Origin of the sequence: Photobacterium iliopiscarium, assembly GCF_003026395.1 — a bacterium.
Taxonomy (GTDB): domain Bacteria; phylum Pseudomonadota; class Gammaproteobacteria; order Enterobacterales; family Vibrionaceae; genus Photobacterium; species Photobacterium iliopiscarium.
The window spans coordinates 510,491-533,439 of record NZ_PYOO01000002.1; the positions used below are offsets into that span (position 1 = coordinate 510,491).

Here is a 22,949-nt window from a genome sequence, read left to right on the forward strand (position 1 = left end):
AGATTTCCTTTCAAGCGTTTCTCTGTTCTGCGAAAATGCTCTACTATTTCGCCAACATACTCGAAAGTTATTCTTAATGAAACCAGAGCTAACCTTGCACCAACGTACTTTAACGCTAACCCGTTTCCCTGTACGCAAAAATGAAACCCTGCAAGCATGGGATGCCGCAGATGAATACTTGATCAATCATTGTCATACAATAGATATTGATCCTCTACGGCCAATATTGATCCTCAATGATAATTTTGGTGCATTAAGTTGCTGGTTTGCAAATCAAGCACCCGTTACCACTGTGACGGATTCTTTTATCACCCAGCAAGCCATTATTAATAACCTAAGTGTCAATAATTTACCGACAGCCACTATTATTGATTGTCTCGCTGAATTACCCGAAAATCCACAACTAGTATTGATTAAACAACCTAAAAACAATCGTCTACTTAGTTGGCAATTACAACAACTTTGTCACCTATTACCGCAAGATTGTGTAGTGATCACAACGGGTAAAGTAAAAGAAATTCACTCTTCAACTTTAAAATTGTTTGAGAAATATTTAGGCACGACCAAAACCTCTCTCGCGGTTAAAAAAGCACGATTGATATTCACTACCGTCAATAAATCACTAGCGATGCCAATGCCACAGCCTACGAGCTGGACAGTACCTGAGCATGATTTAACGATGACTAATTATGCCAATGTATTCTCTAGTGATAGTTTAGATATCGGCGGTCGTTTTTTATTAGATTTCATTCCCAAAAATGCTCAATATAATGACATTATTGATTTAGGATGTGGTAATGGTGTGATTGGTATTAAAGCGGCTCGCTTAAACCCACACGCTAATATTACCTGTGTTGATGAAAGCTTTATGGCCGTTGCTTCTTGTCGTGAAAATGCACGATTAAATCTTACGACAGCTGAAAAATTTAACGTACTGGCATCAAACTGTCTTGATGATTTTGATAATCAAAGTGCTGATCTGGTGTTATGTAATCCGCCCTTTCATCAAAACAATACCATTACTGATCACATTGCTTGGCAAATGTTCTGTGATGCCCAACGAGTATTACGTCAAAATGGTGAATTAATTATCATTGGTAATCGCCAATTGAAATACCATGAGAAATTAAACCGCATTTTCACCAAAGTTGATACTATTGGTCATAATGATAAGTTTGTTGTATTACGTGCAATAAAATAAACCACGGCTTATTGTCGTTTAAATCAACAAATAAACGACAATAATTATCTTTTATTACTAATTTAAGCAAAGGGAATGCTTTATGATCAAAAAATACTTTGTTCTTGTATCAACATTAGTATTAAGTGCATGTGCAACAACACCACCAGCACCGGTTACATTGATGCCCACTGCCGTCTTTACATCACAACCATGGGCCAATAACAAAGCGCTTAACTTAACTTGTGTAGATCAAGCCTCAAACAGTTATATTGCTGTCATTGACAATGGTAGTACTGAAAACGTACAAATCATCCAGCCACAACAACCTATATCATTAACATTGCGTCAAGCATTAGCCCAACAACTTACAGGTCAAGGATTTAGCATTACAAATAATGCAACATCCACCATGACAGTTAAGGTTGAAAAAGCGTTAGTGACCGTCAATCAAGGGTTGGTAAAATATAACATGCACAGTGACCTACAATTGCAATTAATGGTTAATACACCAGCGGGTCAATTTAGTAAACGTTACTCAGGCCGCTCAAGTCGTGAGGATGCACTAACAGCATCGAATAAAGATATCGCAACAAGCATGAATAAACTCATGAATTCTGTACTCAACGAAATCGCTAATGATAGTGAACTAAATAAATACCTTACGGAGAATATATAATGTCGCGTTTTTTATTAGCTTTATGCTTACTGGTTGCATTACCCGTTAGTGCTGCCACCAAGGTACTGGTCACAACAAATATTGGTAGCTTTACTGTCGAATTAAATGAAGCAAAAGCACCCATTACAACTAAAAACTTTTTACGTTACGTTGATGATGGCAGTTATGTCGGCACTATTTTCCATCGTGTTATTCCCGGTTTTATGGCGCAAGGTGGTGGTTTTGATCAAGCGTTAAAACAACGTCCTAGTTACCCACCAATCAAAAATGAAGCGGATAATGGTTTACCCAATGATATGGCAACCATTGCAATGGCTCGTACTCAAAATCCAAACTCAGCCACCCGTCAGTTTTATATCAATCTCGCAAATAATGCCTTCTTAAATACTCAAGGTAACCGAACAGGCTATGCTGTATTTGGTAAGGTAATAAAAGGCTTCCCTGTGGTTGAAAAAATGGCAACCATCCCAACAACCTCAAACCCACAAACAGGTATGAGTGATATTCCACAACAACCGATCATTATTGAAGCCATGAAAGTCATTAAATAATGTGATTACGTCACCTGTACGTAATTACTCACGTAACAGGTGACGTCTATGTTGACACTTGCTTATAATCGTCCCGCAATCCCCGCACAAGAACGGTGCTTACAACAATTTATTGTCGATAACGCGCCAGTTTTAGCACTCAATGCTATTGCTGCTAGTCACGGACAAATTACTTATGTTCAACTTCAAAATTTATTTAACCATCAATTAGCGCAATGGTGGACACTCCCTCATGATAATCCACAACCCGCCAATCAATATGAAGCCAGTTATTGGTCTTTAATACAAACATTGAATGGCATTAGCGATTATCAGTTAATGGGGGATCGCTTTATTCAACACAAAGTCGCCACTATCAGCTGTTATTTACTCAATATTGGCCCTTGCCCACAACTTACAACAATAAATCGTCCTTAATGCCATTAATTTATCTAAATCTGCATTAAAACAGAATTTAAGCGTAAAATCTTTGTCAGATAACCATCACGTCGATGCGCACGTTTTTGATAGCTGCTAATCTTTCGTTTTACAATAAAAATCTCAAATATTCAGTACGCTAGCGACAAGTATTGTTACCTTCATTTCCAGAGGAAGATATGGATAAAGCGACACCAATAGAAACCCCTAAGGGTTGGCGAATTTACGCTAACCCTAAAGCCTTGATCATGTTAGCACTTGGATTTTCATCCGGATTACCGATCTTATTAGTGTTTGGTACTCTGTCTTTTTGGCTTCGTGAAGCCGACGTAAGTAAAACAAGTATTGGCTTTTTTAGCTGGGTCGCCTTAGCTTATGGTTTTAAATGGGCATGGTCACCCTTGGTGGATCGTTTTCCATTACCGATATTTTCACGCTTATTTGGCCGTCGTCGCGGCTGGATGCTATTTTCACAACTTATTATTATTTTATCATTATGCGGCATGGCATTAAGTAACCCGCAAACTGATTTATTTCAATTCGCTATTTTTGCCATCATGGTTGCCTTTGCTTCTGCCACACAAGATATTGTTATTGATGCTTTTCGTATAGAACTCGCAACAGAACGTATGCAGGCAGCGTTATCGGCTACGTATTTAGCAGGTTACCGCTTAGCGATGATCATGGCGGGTGCGGGTACATTGGCATTTGCGGCTTGGTTTGGTTCAAATACGGGTTATGACCCGAGTGGCTGGAAAAGTGCTTACTTTATGATGGCGGCAATGATGCTCATTGGCGTTATCACCACGTTTATTGTCAAAGAACCTACGATTGATAATAGTGCCATCAATAAAATAGAAACCGACTACAAACTGCAACTTATGGATAAAGGCTATAATAAACACCATGCCAATTTAAGTGCTTGGTTTTATACCGCCGTTATTATGCCATTTCGAGATTTCTTTCAGCGTTATGGTAAAAATGCCCTCTTGATATTACTTTTAATTAGTTGTTACCGCATTTCAGATATTGTAATGGGGGTGATGGCTAATGTGTTTTATGTTGATATGGGCTTTACTAAAAATGAAGTCGCTTCCGTCTCAAAAATCTTTGGGGTAGCAATGACGCTTGTTGGTGCCGGTTTAGGGGGAATTTTAGTTAATAAATTTGGCACCCTTAAAATACTCGCTTTAGGCGCATTACTGTCGGCTATCACTAACTTATTATTTATTATGTTTAGCTATGTCGGCAATAACCTTGAAATGCTAACACTGGTTATTTCAGCGGATAACCTTGGGGCAGGTATTGCGACGGCTGCCTTTATCACGTTTATGTCAAGTTTAACCAATGTCGCATTCTCAGCAACCCAATATGCGTTGTTTAGTTCGATAATGGTATTATTCCCTAAATTTCTTGCGGGGTTTTCTGGCATTTATATTGACCACTTCGGTTACAATGTGTTTTTCTTAACCACCGCTTTAATGGGTGTTCCAGTATTAATATTAATTCGAATTTTAGCTAATAATTCGGCGCTTAATATTATAACCAAACCAACCGAATCATCTTAAAGACAATCATATCGCCACGGAAGTTAGCCACAAGTCGCTAACTTCCGTCACCGACTCGCTCAAACTCACTGCTTTAATTGCGCGCCCGTTAGTCTATCAAGACAATTTAAAGTTCATTCTAATCTTTCGTCAGTGGATCAATGTCACATTTTTAGTTAGTGTAATCGATTACATTAGATCGTGATCACAAATGGTAAAGGATTGCGCAATCGTTTCATTCCCAAACGAGTAATAAAGCACTAGAATCAGCGCCAACAAACGGGGCGGCCAGAATCCACCATCTAGATCAACATGAGCGAGATAACAAGATGCGCAAATCACTAGTAGCATTAAGCGTTTTAGCAGCAACAGCATTACCTTCGTTAGCTAATGCGGCAGATTACTCTGACAACATCCACAAAAATGATTATAAGTGGATGCAATTTAACTTAATGTACGCGCTAAAAGAATTACCTCGCCCAGCAGATGCACATTCAGGTCACGATTACCTAGAAATGGAATTTGGCGGTCGTTCAGGAATTTTCGATCTTTATGGTTATGTTGATGTATTTAACCTAACTAACTCTGATAGCAGCGATAAAGCATCAGCAGCTGATAAGATGTTCATGAAATTTGCACCGCGCATTTCTCTTGATGCATTAACCGGTAAAGACCTATCTTTCGGCCCAGTAAAAGAACTTTATGTAGCAACACTATTTAACTGGGGCGGTAACAACGGCGGCGTTAATAACTACTTCGTTGGTTTAGGTTCTGATATTGAAGTGCCATGGTTAGGCAAAATGGGCTTTAACGTTTACTCACTATATGACATGAACGAAAAAGACTGGAACGGTTACCAAGTATCAACTAACTGGTTCAAGCCTGTTTATACCTTTGAAAACGGTACTTTCATCTCTTACCAAGGTTACATTGATTACCAATTTGGTATGAAGAAAGAATACGCATCAGCAAGCAATGGCGGCGTGATGTACAACGGTATCGTATGGCACACAGATCGCTACGCAGTTGGTTACGGTCTAAAAGCTTACCATAATGTCTACGGTATTGATGACGGTACTTTCGGTCTTAAATCATCAGGTGTTTCACAATACTTCAGCCTATCTTACAAGTTCTAAGCTGACGGTATAACACCATAAAAAAAGGCGCTGATAGCGCCTTTTTTGATCGCTGTAATTAGCCACAATGTTATCATGCAGCAAATTAGGCTAATAACGGATTCGACTGTGAACATAACCCTGTTAGGCGCTGGTGCTATTGGTGCATTATGGGCGGTAAAATTAACCCAACAACAGCATACTGTACAATTGTGGACTCGACATTCTGAGACTGAAACAACACTGCATTTTAGTGAATTAACCTCACCAACCACAACCGATAGCCATCACTTCAACTGTAACGATCCTCATGCTCTCGCAGCCAGTGAACTACTTATTGTTACTGTTAAAGCGTTTCAAGTTGTTACCGCACTGACGCCGCTATTACCTTATTTGAATACCGATTGCGTGGTAATTATTATGCATAATGGCATCGGTACTCAGTCGCAGGTTCAACAATTATTGCCGCATAATCCGATTATCTATACCACTACCTCTCAAGCAGCTTTTAAACCTACCCAGACAACGATCCAGCACACAGGCTTAGGGCAAACCTCACTGGGCGCTATCAATGATCCTGCACAATCTCAGTCCCATATAGCCATTCTGTTTGATGCTGCTTTAGCGCCTGCGCAATGGCAAGCTAATATCTATCAGCCGCTATGGCAAAAACTGGCCATCAATTGCGCCATTAACCCGCTCACTGCGCTTCATCAATGTTGTAATGGTGATTTAGCACAAGCTTGTTATCAATCACAGCTAGATGCTATTTGCTTAGAAGTTGCACAAGTCATGACCGCTGAAGGCTTTACGACTACCCAACAACAGCTACGTCACCAAGTTGATAATGTTATTAAAGCAACAGCTAGTAACTATTCATCCATGAATCGCGATATTTTTCATCATCGCCTCACCGAAATCGATTATATTAACGGTTATTTGGTTCAACAAGCCCAACGCCACAAGATTGATACACCAATAAATAATCAATTATGGCAGGCAATTAAACATATGGAGTCACTAAACCATGCCTGAATTATGTCCTCGCGTCGTCGTTTGTATTGCCCCCGGCACTGAAGAGATGGAAGCAATTAATGCTATCGCTATTTTAAAACGGGCTCAATTTGAGGTTATTGTTGCCAGCGCAGCTGAAGATGGTGCATTAATTGTTGATGGGTCACGTGGCATTAAACTGGTTGCTGATACCGCATTAATCGCCATTGCAGATGAACAATTTGATGCGGTGGTATTACCCGGAGGCGTTGCAGGAGCAGAGCATTTTCGTGATAGCCCGTTGGTGGTCGAATTTGTTAAACAACACCATTATGATGGTAAATTAATTGCCGCTATTTGTGCCACACCTGCCATTATGTTTGCCGCTAATGGCATGTTTACTAAAGCGCTAATGACCTGTCATCCCGCTTTTCATGATCAAATTCCAACGCCACAATTACGCCCTAAGCGCGTGGTGTATGATAAACATGCTCGATTACTGACGAGTCAAGGCCCAGGTACAGCACAAGAATTTGCGCTTGATATTGTGACTCAGCTAACCAATAAAGCCAGAACAGCCACGATTGCTGAATCAATGGTGGTGTGGCCAAACATGCATTACGATATTATGCCTGAGCGTTAATGTCGCACCATCAACATTAAAAAAAGCCCTCAATGATCAGATCATTGAGGGCTTTTTTGATGTCACAAGCGCGGTATTACATCCGCGAATATGGCATTAATTATAGTGGACGATATACTTTTACGTTTTCGAAGCCATGCTCTTTCAAGTATAAAGCTTGTAAACGACTCATCACACCATGAGCACAGTAAAGTAAGTAAGTCTTCTCTTTGGGTAAGTCACCAAACTGAGTTGCTAACTTGTAGAATGGAATATGCTTCACTTCCACGCCATCAAGCTCTAGCGGACTTTCATCTTCTTCATCTGGACTACGAATATCAAGTACAACAGCATCAGCTGAGATGTTCTCGACTAATTCAATTTCAGGGGCTTGTTCTTGGCTCTGTTTTTCGATTTCACGAATATCCATCACTCGTGCCTCATCTATAACGCGATCAAGAATAGTAAAATCAAATTTCTCTTCTTCAATCTCAAGCTTTGATTTTACAGCTTTAATTGTTGGGCTCTTTGAAATTACACCACAGAATTCAGGCATAGTTGCCGCAAAATCTTCAGTACCAATTTGGCGTGATACATCGATAATATCTTCTTTATCCCAGTTGATCAGCGGACGAAGAATTAACGTATCAGTCACGTTATCAATCATACGAAGGTTAGTCAGCGTTTGGCTTGAAACCTGACCTAACGCTTCGCCAGTCACTAATGCTTGAATGCCGAACTTCTCAGCAATACGACCCGCAGCACGCATAAACATACGCTTTAGGACCACACCCATTTGACCGTTATCGACTTTTTCTAAAATCTCACCAACAACAGGATCAAAATCAACAGCGATAAATTTAACTTTGGCAGATGAACCGTATTTTTTCCACAAGAAGTGAGCAACTTGCTTAACACCGATCTCATGAACAGGGCCACCAAGATTAAAGAAACAGTAATGCACTTTACTGCCGCGTTTAATATGAAGGTAACTTGAAACACCAGAGTCAAAGCCACCAGAAATAAGGCTTAATACATCTTCTTGTGTACCAAGAGGGAAACCACCTAAACCTTTATGGCGGAATAATACTTGGTTAAGTAAATTATTCTCAATCTCAATATTAACCGTAACATCAGGTTTTTTAAGTTTTACTTTTGCGCTCTCAATCGCTTGATTCAGACCACCGCCAACATAACGTTCTGCTTCAATCGAAGTAAAGTCATGTTTACCTACACGTTTTGCACGCACACAGAATGTTTTACCTTCAAGACTGTCACCAACAAGTTCCAGTGTTTTCTCAAAGATATTATGAAGATCAGTAAATTCCGTCTGTTGAACTTCAAGTGAGTGGTGAATACCTGGTGTTTGCGTTAGGGCTGTAAGCACCATGTCGCGTTTAGTTTCATCAGGTTCGTTCACTTCTAACGAAAAACGACGGTTATAAACACTAACAGACTCAGACTGACGCTTTAAAATAATACGCAGGTTAGACTCAAGAATTTTGATAAAACGCTTACGTACTGAATCACTTTTAACAAAAATCTCTGGATGTGGTTTAACTATAAATTTCATAACACACTTCGCTTCACTGGGTCTAAAGTACCAAACAGAATAAAGTACCAAACGGAATTAAAGGCGCGAATTATACAGCAAGGTGTCTGCCACTGAAACAAGGATATGCGAACAGCATCACTTATCTTACTCAGTCACGCGCTTATTATTGGTATTTATACTGTGTTTACCTTAGTCACAATCACACCAACCAGCAAATATCAGCACCAAAAAAAATCAATACCCTATTTTTTTTCAGCACTGACTGCTTCAGAATAATGTGGCCGACCTTGTACGATCGAAATTTCTACCCGTCGATTACGACTGCGCCCCTGAGCCGTTTTATTATCCGCAATCGGAGTGGTATCGGCCATCCCGACTACCCGCATTCGTTTTCGGTCAAACCCTTTTACTTGTTCCATCACTTGTGCAACAGACACCGCTCGTTGGGATGATATATCCCACTTTGAACGATACAGCTCAGAATCTAACGCTTGGTTATCGGTATGACCACTAATACGAATAATACCGGGAACATCTTTTACTAATTCAGTGACTTGTTGAATAAGAGGAATAAATTTAGGTTGTAAAAATGCCGATCCTTCTGGAAATGCACCTTTTTCTTTAATACGAATCACTAACTGCTGCCCAAACGATTCAACCTCCACCGTGTTATCACTGATTTCTCGTGCTAATGCTTGAGCTAATATTTTCTCTATTTGAGATACCGTCTGAGCTTGCTGTTGACGTTGATCACTCGCAGTATTGTCTTGATTGCCACCATCTAATGTTAGCGAATCTTTTCGCGACCCAGCGTCACGTTCATCCATACCATCATGAAAATCTAATGAGCGTTTAGTCATATCGATTGTCTGTTGCATAATGACTTCAATCGGGGTTGGCTCTGGTCGTCCGGGGCGAAATTCTTGCGCAATAATACTGGTACCTTTAGGGATATCATTCACATTTAATACATTTTGAACCCCAAAAGCATTTTTCATTGACCCTGCAATTTGTTGAAATTTCAATACATCCATTTCAGAGAACGACAGCAATAACACGAAAAAACACATCAATAAGGTCGCGAGATCAGCAAAGGTCGCCATCCATGCCGGTGCACCTTTTTTTTGTTGTGGTGGTAAATAATCCATCATCCACCCTTATTCATCAAAATTTAAACGGCGTTTTTTCTCATGCAAATAATTTTTTAAATAACTATCAATCACACGTGGGTTTTGACCTTCTTGAATCGCTAATACCCCATCAAGAATCAATAATCGATTTAACCGCTCTTCATTTTTACGCAGCATTAATTTATCCGCGATAGGCAATGCCACCATATTCGCTAAAATAGAACCATATAATGTGGTTAACAATGCCACTGCCATCGCAGGCCCGATAGATTTAGGATCATCCATATTCGATAACATCGCCACTAAACCAATGAGTGTCCCGATCATTCCCATCGCAGGCGCAACATCCCCTAACGCAGAAAAAATACTTGCACCTTGTTCATGGCGTTCATTGGTTAAGGCAATATCTTTTCTTAAGATCATTCGCACCGTATCGGCATCATGGCCATCAACAAGTAGATCAATCCCTTTACGCAAAAACGGGTTTTCTACCTCCATTTCTTCAAGCGCTAAAAAACCACCTTTTCGTGCAGCATCAGACATTGTGACTATTTGGGCAATAAGATCATCGGGTTTATCTGTTTTAAAGATAAATGCTTTTGCAGCAATTTTTGCGGCACCAAAAAACTGACTGATATTGTATTTCATCAGTACGATAAACAAACTGCCGCCAAAAACGATCAATACCGAGGAGGTATCGGCAAACATCACCAAATCGCCACCGACTAACATTGCCATTATAATAAAAGCGAATGACCCAACCAATCCGATAAGTGTTGCCAAATCCACGCAAGAACTCCTTCGCTGCCGTTTTTAATTTTTAATTTAACGATCTGACAGCCAATTAACATAGGATAAAAATTTATAAGGATAATGTTCAGCGTTCATTAAACCGCAGCGCCATATCGCCTCATAAAATAAAAGATTGCGATCATAGGATAAAACGTCAACAGCACTATCTATCGCAAGCTAACTCTTTATCGACCATAATCACGTTTCATTTAGGGTTTTATTTCCATCATTGAGTGATATTTATTGATCCCAACGATGAAAATTACTGTCTGTGGCACAGATTACTGTGACATAATTTGACCTTAGATAGTCACTACGTTATTTTTCTTGCACTTAGATAAGAGTGAAAATGATATGGCAGCAAAAAAACCTGAAAATATGGCATTCGAAGCCGCACTTGATGAGCTAGATGCCATTGTCAATGAACTAGAATCGGGTGATATCCCACTGGAAGATGCGTTGAAGAAATTTGAGCGTGGTATTTCATTGGCTCGCAACAGTCAGTTAAAGTTAACCCAAGCAGAACAGCGCGTAGAAATTTTATTACATGCTGATGATAATGCACCATTAACCGACTTTGAGCCAAGCCATGACGAATAGTGTACCGCTATCGCAGACGCTTAAAACGCTGCAACAACGTAACAACCAATGCCTAATCGATTGGTTAAATAAACAACCTTTTTCAGACCAAACCCTACTAAAGGCCATGAAGCATGGTACTCTGTTGGGCGGAAAACGTGCTCGTCCTTATCTGACATACGTAACCGGTGAAATGCTGGGTGTCGATTATGATGATCTTGATACTGCCGCTGCGGCGGTTGAATGTATTCATGCATATTCGTTAATTCATGATGATTTGCCCGCAATGGATAACGATGCATTGCGTCGCGGTCAACCCACTTGCCATATTGCTTTTAATGAAGCGATCGCTATTTTAGCGGGTGATGCATTACAAACGTTAGCCTTTGAAATTATTGCCCAAGGCCGTTTAAGTCCAGAAGGACATCAACAACGTATTGCCATGGTTAGCGAATTAGCGCAAGCCTCTGGTGCTGCGGGTATGTGTCAAGGACAAGCACTCGATTTAGAAGCTGAAGGCCAACATGTTGGGCTTGAGCAACTAGAATTAATTCATAAACACAAAACAGGCGCCTTGATCCGTTGTGCCGTTCGATTAGGTGCACTGGCTGCTGGCGAAAAAGGACGAGAAATTCTGCCACAGCTCGACATGTATGCCGATGCTATAGGCCTCGCATTTCAAGTTCAAGATGATATTTTAGATGTAATCAGCGACACTGAAACGCTAGGTAAACCTCAAGGCTCAGATCTTGAGCTCGATAAAAGTACCTATCCTGCACTGCTTGGGTTAGAAGGCGCACAACAAAAAGCGCAACAACTTTATCAAGAGGCGTTACAAGCGTTATCAGCAATACCTTACAATACCTATCAATTGGAAGTTTTTGCCCGATATGTTATCGAGCGCAATAACTAAAATCAGTAAAAGCGCCGAACAGTTATGACTTTGGATATATCAAAATACCCGCATCTCGCATTAGCAAATACGCCAGATGAATTACGATTATTGCCCGCTGAAAGTCTGCCTCAAGTTTGTGATGAGTTACGTACTTATTTACTCAAGACGGTTAGCCAAACCAGCGGCCACTTTGCCTCCGGACTCGGTACAGTCGAGCTGACCGTTGCGCTTCACTATGTCTATAATACCCCATTTGATCATGTTATCTGGGATGTTGGCCATCAAGCTTATCCGCATAAAATTTTAACGGGTCGTCGCGATCGAATGTCGACCATTCGCCAAAAAGGAGGATTACATCCCTTCCCTTGGCGTGATGAAAGTGAATATGATGTTCTGTCTGTCGGACACTCATCAACATCAATCAGTGCTGGTTTAGGCATGGCGATTGCGGCTGAAAAAGAAGGCCTTGACCGTAAAGTTGTCAGTATTATTGGTGACGGTGCGATTACAGCAGGAATGGCATTTGAAGCCATGAACCATGCTGGTGATATACATAGCGATATGTTGGTCATTCTAAATGATAATGAAATGTCGATTTCTGAAAATGTAGGTGGTTTAAGTAATCACCTCGCACATTTATTGGCAGGCAATTTTTACGCATCCATTCGTGAAGGCGGTAAAAAAGTACTGTCTAATGCACCCCCGATTAAAGAAATCGTTAAACGCGCAGAAGAACACATTAAAGGCATGGTTGTGCCAAGCACGATGTTTGAAGAACTTGGCTTTAATTATATTGGTCCTATTGATGGCCATGATATTGATGAGTTAGTAAAAACACTCAAGAATATACGTCAGCTTAAAGGGCCGCAATTTCTGCATATCATGACTAAAAAAGGCAAAGGTTATGCGCCAGCAGAAGCCGATCCGATCAATTACCATGCGGTTCCAAAATTTGATTTAAGTGAAAAACCACTACCAAAAGCCAAAAATACTAGTCCAACTTTTTCTAAAATTTTTGGTGACTGGCTATGTGATATGGCCGCCGTTGACGACAAACTGATGGCAATAACCCCTGCCATGCGTGAAGGTTCAGGCATGGTACGCTTTTCAAAAGAATACCCGGCTCAATATTTTGATGTTGCGATTGCAGAACAACACGCAGTTACACTCGCAAGCGGTATGGCAATTGGTGGTTATCATCCAGTTGTGGCTATTTACTCAACCTTCTTACAACGTGGCTATGACCAATTAATTCATGATGTTGCCATTATGAATTTACCGGTAATGTTTGCGATTGATCGTGCAGGTTTAGTTGGCGCTGATGGTCAAACTCATCAAGGTGCATTTGATATTAGCTTTATGCGTTGTATCCCAAATATGGTGATCATGGCGCCAAGCGATGAAAATGAATGCCGTCAAATGCTCTATACCGGCCATCAACATCAAGGTCCGAGTGCAGTACGCTATCCACGCGGTTGTGGTCTAGGCACTGAAGTTGAAACTACCATGACAGCACTAGAAATTGGTAAAGGCATTGTTCGCCGTCACGGTGAGAAAGTTGCTATTTTAAACTTTGGCGCCATGCTGGGTTATAGCTTGGATGCCGCTGAAAACTTAAATGCAACCGTTGCCGATATGCGGTTTGTGAAACCGCTTGATGAGGCATTAATTCTTGAATTAGCAGCGAATCATGATGTGCTAGTTACTGTTGAAGAAAATGTGATTGCTGGCGGCGCAGGTAGCGGTGTGATTGAGTTTCTAATGCAGCAAAAATGCATGAAACCTGTATTGAACATCGGTTTACCTGATCGATTTATAGAACAAGGAACTCAAGCTGAATTACACCATATGTTAGCAATAGATGGTGCCGGCATTGAAAAACAAATTGTTGAGTATCTCGCTAAATAAGCGTTAATTTATGCTAACAGCAATCAAAAAAGCCATGAAGCATACACTTCATGGCTTTTTTGTTATTTATCAGTAACAAATAAAACTTAGAAGCCTAACCAGTAACCAACAAACCACAACGATATCATTGCCATAAATCCAGCAAGAACATCATCAATCATAATCCCAAAACCCCCTTCGACATGTTTATCTAGCCAACTGATCGGCCATGGTTTAAGCATGTCAAAAAAGCGAAATAGAATAAAACCAGCCAATATCCATTTCCAGGATACAGTGGGTGCAACTGCCATCGTTATCCAAAAACCAACGAATTCATCCCATACAATACTGCCATGATCATGCACTTTCATGTCAGTAGAGGTAATATGACAAATACGTATTCCGATAAGAGCAGCAACCAAAACGGCGACTAAATACCAACCAAAAGGCAATTGAGCAAGAATAAGGTATAACGGAATGGCGGCCAGCGTTCCCATGGTTCCTGGGATATATTTTGCTAAACCACTGCCAAATCCTGTGGCTAATAAATGCCAAGGATTATTCATTTTTAATAAATCTTTTGGATTTGTACTCACGTTAATACCCTAATTATTTGTTATACCAAAATGATCCCAACCGGATAATTTCCAATTCAATGGCTTACCTAACTGTAATAATGATAAACCACGTCCCGCAGTCACTTCACCAATACAGCTATATTTAACATTAGTATGCGCTAAAGCCATCTCTAATGCATCTCGATTAGCTTTTGAAGCCATAAAGCAAAGTTCATATTCTTCGCCACTGGTTAATGCTAACTGTTGCGCTTGTTGGCGATCACCTTCACAAAATGCAAGCAGCTCAGCAGATAAGGGTAATTTTTCAACATCAATATCGATCGCAACTTGAGAACGCTCACCAATATGTTTTACATCCGCAATCACGCCATCAGAGATATCTAATGCCGCCGATGCAATGCCACGTAAAGCCTCACCCACATTCACCCGTGGTTGTGCTTTGAAATGCCGCTCAACAAGCGCTGCCGCGAGAGATGGCTCACATTGGGACTGATTATTTAATATCAGAGCAAGTCCTGCGGCGCTATCACCCAAATTACCCGTTACGTAAATATCATCACCGACTTGTGCACCACTACGGGTTAATGCTTGGCCTTGGGGCACTAAGCCTTGCACAGTTAAGGTAATACTCAACGGGCCTTTAGTGGTATCACCACCAATCAATTGAATATTATATCGATTAGCAAGTTCAAAAAAACTATGGCAAAAAGGCGCTAACCACGCTTCATCAATAATGGGCAATGTTAACGCTAATGACACCCATGTAGGGGTTGCCCCCATTGCCGCTAAATCACTTATATTAGATGCTAATGCTTTATAAGCGACAAAAGCAGGATCGGCATCGACTAAAAAATGTGTGCCCGCAACTAATGAATCAGTGCTTATTGCAACATGATAATTTGCAGGAACATTAACTAAAGCACAATCATCTCCAATCGCTAAAACGACATCATCACGTTGCTGTTGTTGGTGTGCGAAATACTGTTTGATGATATCAAATTCACTTTTTGCCATAATTTTCTATTCCTTAAGTAAAAAAAAAGCCAGCTAATAAGCTGACTTCTTTCATCGTACTCAACGTAACAAAAATTTATTTATCTTTTTTACGTAAAGTTGGTGCCGCTTTATCTAACACACCATTGACGAATTTGTGGCTATCTTCAGCACCGAAAAGTTTTGCTAATTCGATGGCTTCGTTGATCACAACTTTAAATGGTACGTCTTCACGTTTAACCATTTCGTACATTGCAAGACGAAGTAGCGCAAGTTCCATCTGGTCTAGATCCTGAAGAGGACGAGACAAGTATGGACGCATTTTGCTATCAAGTTCTTGATGGCTTAATACGACACCTGTGAATAAATCACGGAAATAAACAACATCAGTTTCTGGCGCTGTACATGCAGGCGCCTCCGCTTGATGTTCTTCTTCTTCAAACTTATCGCCTGAAAGGAAATATTGCTCAATATCAGCAACATTACCTTTAGTAAGTTGCCAAGAATAAATTGCTTGTACAGCAAATTGACGTGCATTACGACGCGCGGCTGGTTTCACAGTAACCCCCATTAGGATTCGATTTGGGACAGGACATTTACCATTTCGAGCGCGCTTAGTGCAGCCTCTGCCCCTTTATTACCAGCCTTGGTACCGGCACGCTCAATGGCTTGTTCTATAGAATCAACAGTCAAAACACCAAAAGCAACTGGAGTATTATACTCTAGTGCTACTTGTGCTAGACCTTTATTACACTCACCGGCAACATAGTCAAAATGAGGTGTTCCACCACGAATAACTGAGCCTAATGCTACGATAGCATCATAGCGATCACTCTTCGCAACTTGCTGGGCAACAAGCGGTAGTTCATAAGCACCAGGGCAACGAACAACAGTGATATTATCTTCACTAACCTGACCTTGACGTTTCAGCGCATCTAATGCACCTGAAAGTAAACTTTCGTTAATAAAGCTATTAAAGCGTGCAATTACGATAGCAATTTTTGCGTTTGGTGCCGCGATGGCGCCTTCAATTACCTTCATGGGCCTTCCTGTGACTATGTCTTTCCAGTTTTAGAAACCGCGGGAGTCTAACACACTTTACGATATGTCTGCTACGCACAACCGTCGGTTTCAAAGGATTTGTTAATATTTATTGCTTATTTGTTGTAGAACCAACCAATAAGCAAGCATTATCAATAATAATAATGCTTTCTACAGTTATCTCGTTAACTACAATATGCGATTATTCGCAAATATATTCAACGACTTCAAGGCCAAAGCCTGATAATGAATGATAACGCTGCGTGCTTGATGATAATAGACGCATTTTACCAATACCTAAATCAGATAAAATTTGCGAACCAATACCCACTTGTCGTGACGGGTTATATGGATTCACCTTCACTTGTGGACGTCCTTCATTTTCAGCGGCAATATTTTTTACTTTATTGATAATACTGTCGGTCGATTCTTGCTTACTCAACACCACCAGCACACCATTTTCGGCACTAATGCGTTGCATCGCCGCAGGCAATGTCCACTGTGTCGCACCTGATTGAAGAATGTCTTTAAAGGTATCTTGTAAATGAACGCGCACTAACGTAGGAGCATTAACTTCAACATCGCCTTTACGTAATGCATAATGAATTTGATCATCGATTTTATCGCGGTACGTGATCATATCAAACTCACCAAACTCAGTATTAAGCTTGCATTCACCAACACGCTCAATCGTCGTTTCATGGAGATTACGATACTCAATAAGATCGGCAATTGTACCTAGTTTTAGGCCATGTTTTTCAGCAAAAATTTCTAACTGAGGACGACGCGCCATAGTACCGTCTTCATTTAAAATCTCGACAATAACACTTGATGGCTCAAGACCTGCAAGACGCGCAACATCACAACCAGCTTCAGTATGTCCTGCACGTGTCAGTACACCACCTTCTTGCGCCATTAGCGGGAAGATATGACCAGGCATAACAATATTCGCAGCGGTAGCATCAGCAGCAACAGCAGCTTGTACTGTACGAGAACGATCAGCCGCTGAAATACCGGTAGTTACACCCGTTGCAGCTTCAATAGAAATAGTAAAAGGCGTCCCAAATTGTTCAGTATTATCTTGAACCATTAACGGTAAACCTAATTTCTGACAACGTGTTTTGCTTAATGTTAAGCAAATTAAGCCACGGCCATTCGTCGCCATGAAGTTAATCGCTTCCGGCGTGATATGTTGTGATGCAATAATAAGATCGCCTTCATTTTCACGATCTTCATCATCCATCAGGATAACCATTTTTCCTTGGCGAATATCATCAATGATTTCTTTTGCACTACTTATCATAATACTACCCTTATTCTTATGTTGCTTTATTGAGCATAAAGCAATGCTTAACCGAGAAACCCAGTTCTCGCCAATAAATCCATCGTTACTTTAGATTGTTTCTCTGCGGCTTTATCGCCAAGCATTAGGCGTTCAAGGTAACGCGCGATAACATCAACCTCAAGGTTAATTTTTCGACCGACTTTAAAATCAGCCATGGTTGTTTCAGCCGCAGTATGTGGCACAATCGTTAACTTAAACTCGTCACCACGCACAGCATTAACGGTCAAGCTAATGCCATCAACAGCCACAGAGCCTTTCTCTGAAATATACTTAGCAAGCTGTGGCGGTACTTTAATCCAAAATTCAATCGCACGACCAATATGCTGACGCTCAATCACTTCAGCAACAGCATCAATATGACCAGAAACCATATGTCCACCAAAACGGGTGGTTGCCAACATCGCTTTTTCTAAATTAACCACTTGGCCTGCTTTATAATTTGCAAAAGCCGTGCGGTGTAGTGTTTCTAAAGAAAGATCTGCGACATAACCTTTACCGGTTAGTTTTACGACAGTAAGACAGACGCCATTGGTCGCAATACTATCGCCTAATTTAACATCCGATAAATCTAACGATCCTGAATCAACAGTAACAGAAACATCCACACCTTTAGGTGTCAGGGCTGATATTTTACCGACAGCTTCTATAATTCCAGTGAACATGATAAACCCTTAATTTCACTATTTTATTTATTCTTATTTACCGTTGCCATAATACGAATATCAACACCAATCACCCCTACATCAGTGATTGTTAACAGTGGTGTTTGTGCCATTGATGTCAATCCTGTGATATCAATCAAACCACGACTATCACTGCCCATTAACTTAGGGGCTTGATATAAAATCAAACTATCAACCAATTGCTGTTGCAATAATGCTCCGGCCAAACTAGCACCCGCTTCAACCCAAATATGATTAATACCGTAAGTTGCTAACCGTGACATCAACGCCATAAGATCAAGCTGATTACTGTTAATTTGTGTTGGAATTTGCCATTGTTGCACGGAATCGGGCCACGCTTCTGTACCAAGCGTAGTACGAGCAAGAATGGTCTCTCCGGGTAAGTTGAAGAGTTGATATTCAGGTGTCAATCGATTCTGGCTATCAATAATAACCCGTATAGGTTGGCGCAACGCTGACTGAGGATATTGCTGCTGGACAGATGCATCAAGCTCACTCCAACGTACATTAAGTGATGGATTGTCGGCAATAACCGTGGCACTGGTCGATAAAATAGCGCCAGCGCAGGCTCTAAATTGTTGTACATCCGATCGCGCTTTAGGGCCGGTTATCCACTTACTTGCCCCATTTGCTAATGCTGTTCGTCCATCTAAACTCGCTGCCAGTTTGAGTTCAACATAGGGCATTTGATGAGTCATTTGCTTAATAAAGCCAGGGTTAAGTGCTTGTGCTTGTAATGCTAATACGCCGACATCCACACGAATGCCCGCAGCTTGTAACAAAGCAATACCACGACCAGCAACAACAGGATTAGGATCGACCATTGCACACACAACCCGTGCAACTTTGGCATTAATTAATGCTTCAGCACAGGGCGGCGTTCTTCCATGATGAGAGCAAGGCTCCAAGGTAACATAGACGGTCGCCCCTTGAGCGCGTTGCTGTGCCTGCCGTAAAGCAAACACTTCAGCATGGGGTTGTCCTGCTTGATAATGATAGCCTTCACCAACAATATCGCCATTATTTACAATCACACACCCAACCATAGGATTAGGTGCTGTGGTATAACGACCATGCTTCGCTAGCGCTATCGCACGCGACATCATTTGTTGATCAGTCTGTGTCATTATTGTTGGTCTTAACGATTATTTATTTTAACGTTCCAGTTTAGCGATTTCCTCGCCAAACTCACGAATATCTTCAAAACTGCGATAAACAGAAGCAAAGCGGATATAAGCGACTTTATCCAATTCTTTTAAAGCTTCCATTACTAAATTACCAATCATTTCTGAAGGCACTTCACGCTCACCGGTTGCTCGAAGACAAGATTTTATACTATTAACCGCACGTTCAATGTCATCAGTACTCACTGGGCGCTTTTCTAACGCACGTTGAATACCACCGCGTAATTTTTCTTCATTAAACGGATCACGGTTACCATTGGTTTTTACTACGCGAGGCATAACAAGCTCTGCCGTTTCAAACGTAGTATAGCGTTCATTGCACGCTAAACATTGGCGACGTCGGCGCACTTGGTGGCCATCTGCAACCAATCGAGAATCGATTACTTTGGTGTCATTTGCACCGCAAAAAGGACAATGCATTTAGCCTCCTACATTCAATCGACTCAGTGTAACCCATTTCATCGCTTTAATAAGACTATCCCCCCTTTTTTTCTAAAAAACAGCCTGAAAAGTAACAATTATCATTAATAATGGTACATTTTATAGTATTCACAAAATAAAAAAGGCTCACCTATTAAACAGGTAAGCCTTATCTTGATATGCAACAACGCGTGTTTAATTAGCGCATCATTATTAAATTATGCGTAAACAGGAAGACGCTTACAAATTTCAAGTACTTTGATTTTTGTTGCTTCAATAACCGCAGCATCATTGATGTTATCTAATACATCACACATCCAACCGGCAAGTTGACGCGCATCATCCGCATCAAAACCACGACGAGTAATTGATGGCGTACCAACACGAATACCTGACGTCACAAATGGGCTACGAGGATCGTTAGGTACACTGTTTTTGTTAACGGTAATATTAGCGGCACCGAGTGCGGCATCGGCTTCTTTACCGGTGATACCTTTATCGATCAAATCCACAAGGAATAAGTGGTTTTCAGTACTACCAGATACAATCTTGTAACCGCGCTTAATAAATTCAGCCACCATCGCTTTAGCATTAACAACCACATTGGCTTGATAAACTTTAAACTCTGGCTCCATCGCTTCTTTAAATGCTACCGCTTTAGCTGCGATAACATGCATTAACGGACCGCCCTGACCACCAGGGAAAACAGCAGAGTTAAGCTTTTTATAAAGATCTTCGCCTTCATTTGATAGAATCAAACCACCACGAGGACCCGCTAAGGTTTTATGGGTTGTTGTGGTAACAACATGCGCGTGTGGTACAGGGTTTGGATAAACGCCAGCGGCAACTAAACCTGCTACGTGTGCCATATCAACAAAGAAATATGCGCCCACTTTATCAGCGATTTCACGCATTTTTACCCAATCAACCACTTGAGAATAAGCAGAGAAACCACCAATAATCATTTTTGGTTTATGTTCTAATGCCAATGCTTCCATTTCTTGGTAGTCAATTTGACCATTTTCATCAATACCATAAGGAATGATGTTATATAACTTGCCAGAGAAATTTACAGGTGAACCATGGGTTAAGTGACCACCATGTGCCAAGCTCATACCTAAAACCGTATCGCCCGTATTCAATAATGCCATGTAAACCGCATTATTTGCTTGAGAACCTGAGTGTGGCTGAACATTCGCATATTCGGCACCAAACAACTGACATGCACGATCAATTGCAAGCTGCTCAGCTTTATCAACAAATTCACAACCACCGTAGTAACGCTTACCAGGGTAGCCTTCAGCATATTTATTTGTCAGCTGAGAACCTTGGGCTTCCATTACACGAGGACTAGTGTAGTTTTCAGAAGCAATCAACTCGATGTGTTCTTCCTGACGGGCTGTTTCTTCCTGAATAGCTGCAAATAGTTCTGCATCATAATCAGCAATATTCATATCGCGCTTTAGCATCTGTATCTCCTGACTCAGCTAAGTTTTATACTATTTTTAGTAATAACCGAAAAATCACAAACCTAGACGCCACGTGGACGCAATCGTTTTCGTTTTGATTTTTATCTGCCAACTATATTACATAAATTGATCTAAATCAGAAAGTCTTAAATGTGGTTTATTTGTTATAACAATAATCTGTCACTAATATCTAATTCATTCATTAAGCTCAAATTAACCGCTATAAAAAAGGGGCTGCCCGCTAGCAACCCCTATTAATGCTTTATCATAATTAACCATTACAAATTAAATAGCATCTTCATCTTCTTCGCCAGTACGAATACGTACCACACGCTCAATATCAAACATGAAGATTTTACCATCACCAATCTTACCTGTTTGTGCTGTTTCAACGATAGTTTCAATGCATTGTTCAGCAACTTCATCAACCACTACAATTTCGATCTTTACTTTCGGTAAAAAGTCGACCATGTATTCAGCACCACGATAAAGCTCAGTATGGCCTTTTTGACGACCAAAACCTTTAACTTCTGACACTGTCATGCCAGTGATACCCACTTCCGCTAACGCTTCACGAACATCATCAAGTTTAAACGGCTTAATAATGGCTTCAATTTTTTTCATTATCATCATCCTTTGCTGAGCAGAAGATCGGCACCGAGATTACGATCACCGACTTGATTAAATTAAGGTTATTATCACAGATTAAATACAGTAATTTAATCAATTTTAATATTCTTTAATGTAATTAGTCTCCATTCGCCGCAAAAGTAGCGACACGGAATACAGTAATACTAAGCCATTGATCACTATAATAACAATATCATGATATTTCACCGGAAAAACATTCGGTATGAAAGGAATTAAACTTACTTGTAGAAATAGCGTGGCGGCGGGAATATAAAAATAAAGCGGAATAAAGCCCCATTTTTTACCTCGAAATAATCCAATACAAGCGAGTATTCCTGAAATCAATACCAATATAGTGACACTCATCGGTATCATGCTAAGTACATCAAATCTTAAAGCGTGAATTATCATCTCAAAATGCTGCATAAGACCGATAATAACTAACACCGCAAGTAATTTGGTCGCACCAATTAAACGGTAACTGCTGGGAATATCCAATCCCATTACTTCATCCTTGTAACGACACCGTGGTCATTTTCACTTATTGATTCGGTTAATTATCCCAATGTTTTTTCAAGGTTAATGTGATCAATGTCAACTTCATATTTAATTTTATAAACATCACAGTTACAACACAAAAAAGCTGCCACAATTGTTGGCAGCT

25 protein-coding genes are annotated in these 22,949 nt (G+C 40.6%); 11 read left to right on the forward strand and 14 right to left on the reverse strand.

The genetic code is table 11. The annotated features are described in order from the left end of the window. Positions 1-76: 76 nt before the first annotated feature. The 8 genes from C9J51_RS05705 (at position 77) to C9J51_RS05740 (ending at position 7,125) form a co-directional block, all read left to right on the forward strand. Positions 77-1,201 (forward strand): methyltransferase, encoded by a 1,125-nt coding sequence (locus tag C9J51_RS05705; protein WP_107274895.1) that lies wholly within the window; start codon positions 77-79, stop codon positions 1,199-1,201. Positions 1,202-1,283: 82 nt separating this feature from the next. Continuing rightward, the gene (locus C9J51_RS05710) at positions 1,284-1,859 is read left to right on the forward strand and encodes a YajG family lipoprotein (protein WP_052667731.1); all 576 of its coding nucleotides are present in this window, start codon (positions 1,284-1,286) and stop codon (positions 1,857-1,859) included. Next, on the forward strand, positions 1,859-2,410 hold the full coding sequence (locus C9J51_RS05715; protein ID WP_045037575.1) for a peptidylprolyl isomerase: 552 nt from the start codon (positions 1,859-1,861) through the stop codon (positions 2,408-2,410). The genes C9J51_RS05710 and C9J51_RS05715 overlap by 1 nt, the downstream gene beginning before the upstream one ends. Positions 2,411-2,458: 48 nt before the next feature. Then, on the forward strand, positions 2,459-2,827 hold the full coding sequence (locus C9J51_RS05720) for a hypothetical protein (protein ID WP_045037574.1): 369 nt from the start codon (positions 2,459-2,461) through the stop codon (positions 2,825-2,827). A gap of 179 nt (positions 2,828-3,006) precedes the next feature. Continuing rightward, positions 3,007-4,395: an AmpG family muropeptide MFS transporter gene (locus C9J51_RS05725; protein WP_045039201.1), complete on the forward strand. Its 1,389-nt coding sequence runs from the start codon at positions 3,007-3,009 to the stop codon at positions 4,393-4,395. Positions 4,396-4,703: 308 nt separating this feature from the next. Then, positions 4,704-5,510, forward strand: a complete 807-nt coding sequence (locus C9J51_RS05730; RefSeq protein ID WP_045037573.1) for a nucleoside-specific channel-forming Tsx family protein — start codon at positions 4,704-4,706, stop codon at positions 5,508-5,510. 108 nt (positions 5,511-5,618) lie between these two features. Beyond that, positions 5,619-6,524 (forward strand): 2-dehydropantoate 2-reductase, encoded by a 906-nt coding sequence (gene panE / locus C9J51_RS05735; RefSeq protein WP_045037572.1) that lies wholly within the window; start codon positions 5,619-5,621, stop codon positions 6,522-6,524. Then, a complete protein-coding gene (locus C9J51_RS05740) occupies positions 6,517-7,125 on the forward strand; it encodes a DJ-1 family glyoxalase III (RefSeq protein WP_045037571.1) in 609 nt (202 codons plus the stop codon). The genes panE and C9J51_RS05740 overlap by 8 nt, the downstream gene beginning before the upstream one ends. 100 nt (positions 7,126-7,225) lie before the next feature. Here the strand turns inward: C9J51_RS05740 and thiI are convergent, their stop codons facing one another. The 3 genes from thiI to pomA form a co-directional block, all read right to left on the reverse strand. Next, on the reverse strand, positions 7,226-8,677 hold the full coding sequence (gene thiI, locus C9J51_RS05745) for a tRNA uracil 4-sulfurtransferase ThiI (RefSeq protein WP_045039200.1): 1,452 nt from the start codon (positions 8,675-8,677) through the stop codon (positions 7,226-7,228). Between the two features lie 224 nt (positions 8,678-8,901). Further along, a complete protein-coding gene (locus C9J51_RS05750; protein WP_045039199.1) occupies positions 8,902-9,807 on the reverse strand; it encodes a flagellar motor protein MotB in 906 nt (301 codons plus the stop codon). A 9-nt stretch (positions 9,808-9,816) separates the two neighbouring features. Beyond that, the gene (gene pomA / locus C9J51_RS05755; protein WP_045037568.1) at positions 9,817-10,578 is read right to left on the reverse strand and encodes a flagellar motor protein PomA; all 762 of its coding nucleotides are present in this window, start codon (positions 10,576-10,578) and stop codon (positions 9,817-9,819) included. 357 nt (positions 10,579-10,935) lie between these two features. Between pomA and xseB the strand changes: the two genes are divergently transcribed. The 3 genes from xseB to dxs are packed head-to-tail and all read left to right on the forward strand — an operon-like array spanning position 10,936 to position 13,963. Then, positions 10,936-11,181, forward strand: a complete 246-nt coding sequence (gene xseB / locus C9J51_RS05760) for an exodeoxyribonuclease VII small subunit (protein ID WP_045037567.1) — start codon at positions 10,936-10,938, stop codon at positions 11,179-11,181. Next, positions 11,171-12,073: a (2E,6E)-farnesyl diphosphate synthase gene (gene ispA / locus C9J51_RS05765; RefSeq protein ID WP_107236639.1), complete on the forward strand. Its 903-nt coding sequence runs from the start codon at positions 11,171-11,173 to the stop codon at positions 12,071-12,073. Before xseB ends, ispA begins: the two co-directional genes overlap by 11 nt. 24 nt (positions 12,074-12,097) lie before the next feature. Beyond that, positions 12,098-13,963 carry a 1-deoxy-D-xylulose-5-phosphate synthase gene (gene dxs / locus C9J51_RS05770; RefSeq protein WP_045039198.1) on the forward strand — a complete coding sequence of 622 codons (1,866 nt, stop codon included), beginning with the start codon at positions 12,098-12,100 and terminating at the stop codon, positions 13,961-13,963. 86 nt (positions 13,964-14,049) lie between these two features. Here dxs and pgpA read toward each other — a convergent pair whose 3' ends face one another. The 11 genes from pgpA to C9J51_RS05825 form a co-directional block, all read right to left on the reverse strand. Further along, positions 14,050-14,538, reverse strand: a complete 489-nt coding sequence (gene pgpA / locus C9J51_RS05775; protein ID WP_082301429.1) for a phosphatidylglycerophosphatase A — start codon at positions 14,536-14,538, stop codon at positions 14,050-14,052. Positions 14,539-14,547: 9 nt separating this feature from the next. Continuing rightward, positions 14,548-15,534, reverse strand: a complete 987-nt coding sequence (thiL, locus tag C9J51_RS05780) for a thiamine-phosphate kinase (RefSeq protein ID WP_045039197.1) — start codon at positions 15,532-15,534, stop codon at positions 14,548-14,550. A gap of 76 nt (positions 15,535-15,610) precedes the next feature. Next, complete coding sequence (nusB, locus tag C9J51_RS05785) at positions 15,611-16,084, reverse strand: transcription antitermination factor NusB (RefSeq protein WP_045037564.1); 474 nt, start codon at positions 16,082-16,084, stop codon at positions 15,611-15,613. Continuing rightward, positions 16,084-16,554 (reverse strand): 6,7-dimethyl-8-ribityllumazine synthase, encoded by a 471-nt coding sequence (gene ribH / locus C9J51_RS05790; RefSeq protein ID WP_036795804.1) that lies wholly within the window; start codon positions 16,552-16,554, stop codon positions 16,084-16,086. Before ribH ends, nusB begins: the two co-directional genes overlap by 1 nt. A 202-nt stretch (positions 16,555-16,756) precedes the next feature. After that, on the reverse strand, positions 16,757-17,857 hold the full coding sequence (gene ribBA / locus C9J51_RS05795; RefSeq protein WP_373455621.1) for a bifunctional 3,4-dihydroxy-2-butanone-4-phosphate synthase/GTP cyclohydrolase II: 1,101 nt from the start codon (positions 17,855-17,857) through the stop codon (positions 16,757-16,759). Positions 17,858-17,904: 47 nt separating this feature from the next. Further along, the gene (locus tag C9J51_RS05800) at positions 17,905-18,561 is read right to left on the reverse strand and encodes a riboflavin synthase (RefSeq protein ID WP_045037562.1); all 657 of its coding nucleotides are present in this window, start codon (positions 18,559-18,561) and stop codon (positions 17,905-17,907) included. Between the two features lie 23 nt (positions 18,562-18,584). After that, positions 18,585-19,709, reverse strand: coding sequence for a bifunctional diaminohydroxyphosphoribosylaminopyrimidine deaminase/5-amino-6-(5-phosphoribosylamino)uracil reductase RibD (ribD, locus tag C9J51_RS05805; RefSeq protein WP_045039195.1), 1,125 nt, complete (start codon positions 19,707-19,709; stop codon positions 18,585-18,587). A 27-nt stretch (positions 19,710-19,736) separates the two neighbouring features. After that, positions 19,737-20,186, reverse strand: a complete 450-nt coding sequence (nrdR, locus tag C9J51_RS05810) for a transcriptional regulator NrdR (RefSeq protein ID WP_045037560.1) — start codon at positions 20,184-20,186, stop codon at positions 19,737-19,739. 218 nt (positions 20,187-20,404) lie between these two features. Then, complete coding sequence (gene glyA / locus C9J51_RS05815; RefSeq protein ID WP_045039194.1) at positions 20,405-21,655, reverse strand: serine hydroxymethyltransferase; 1,251 nt, start codon at positions 21,653-21,655, stop codon at positions 20,405-20,407. A gap of 285 nt (positions 21,656-21,940) precedes the next feature. Further along, a complete protein-coding gene (glnB, locus tag C9J51_RS05820; RefSeq protein WP_045037558.1) occupies positions 21,941-22,279 on the reverse strand; it encodes a nitrogen regulatory protein P-II in 339 nt (112 codons plus the stop codon). Positions 22,280-22,384: 105 nt separating this feature from the next. Continuing rightward, complete coding sequence (locus C9J51_RS05825; protein WP_045039193.1) at positions 22,385-22,789, reverse strand: hypothetical protein; 405 nt, start codon at positions 22,787-22,789, stop codon at positions 22,385-22,387. Positions 22,790-22,949 lie beyond the last annotated feature (160 nt).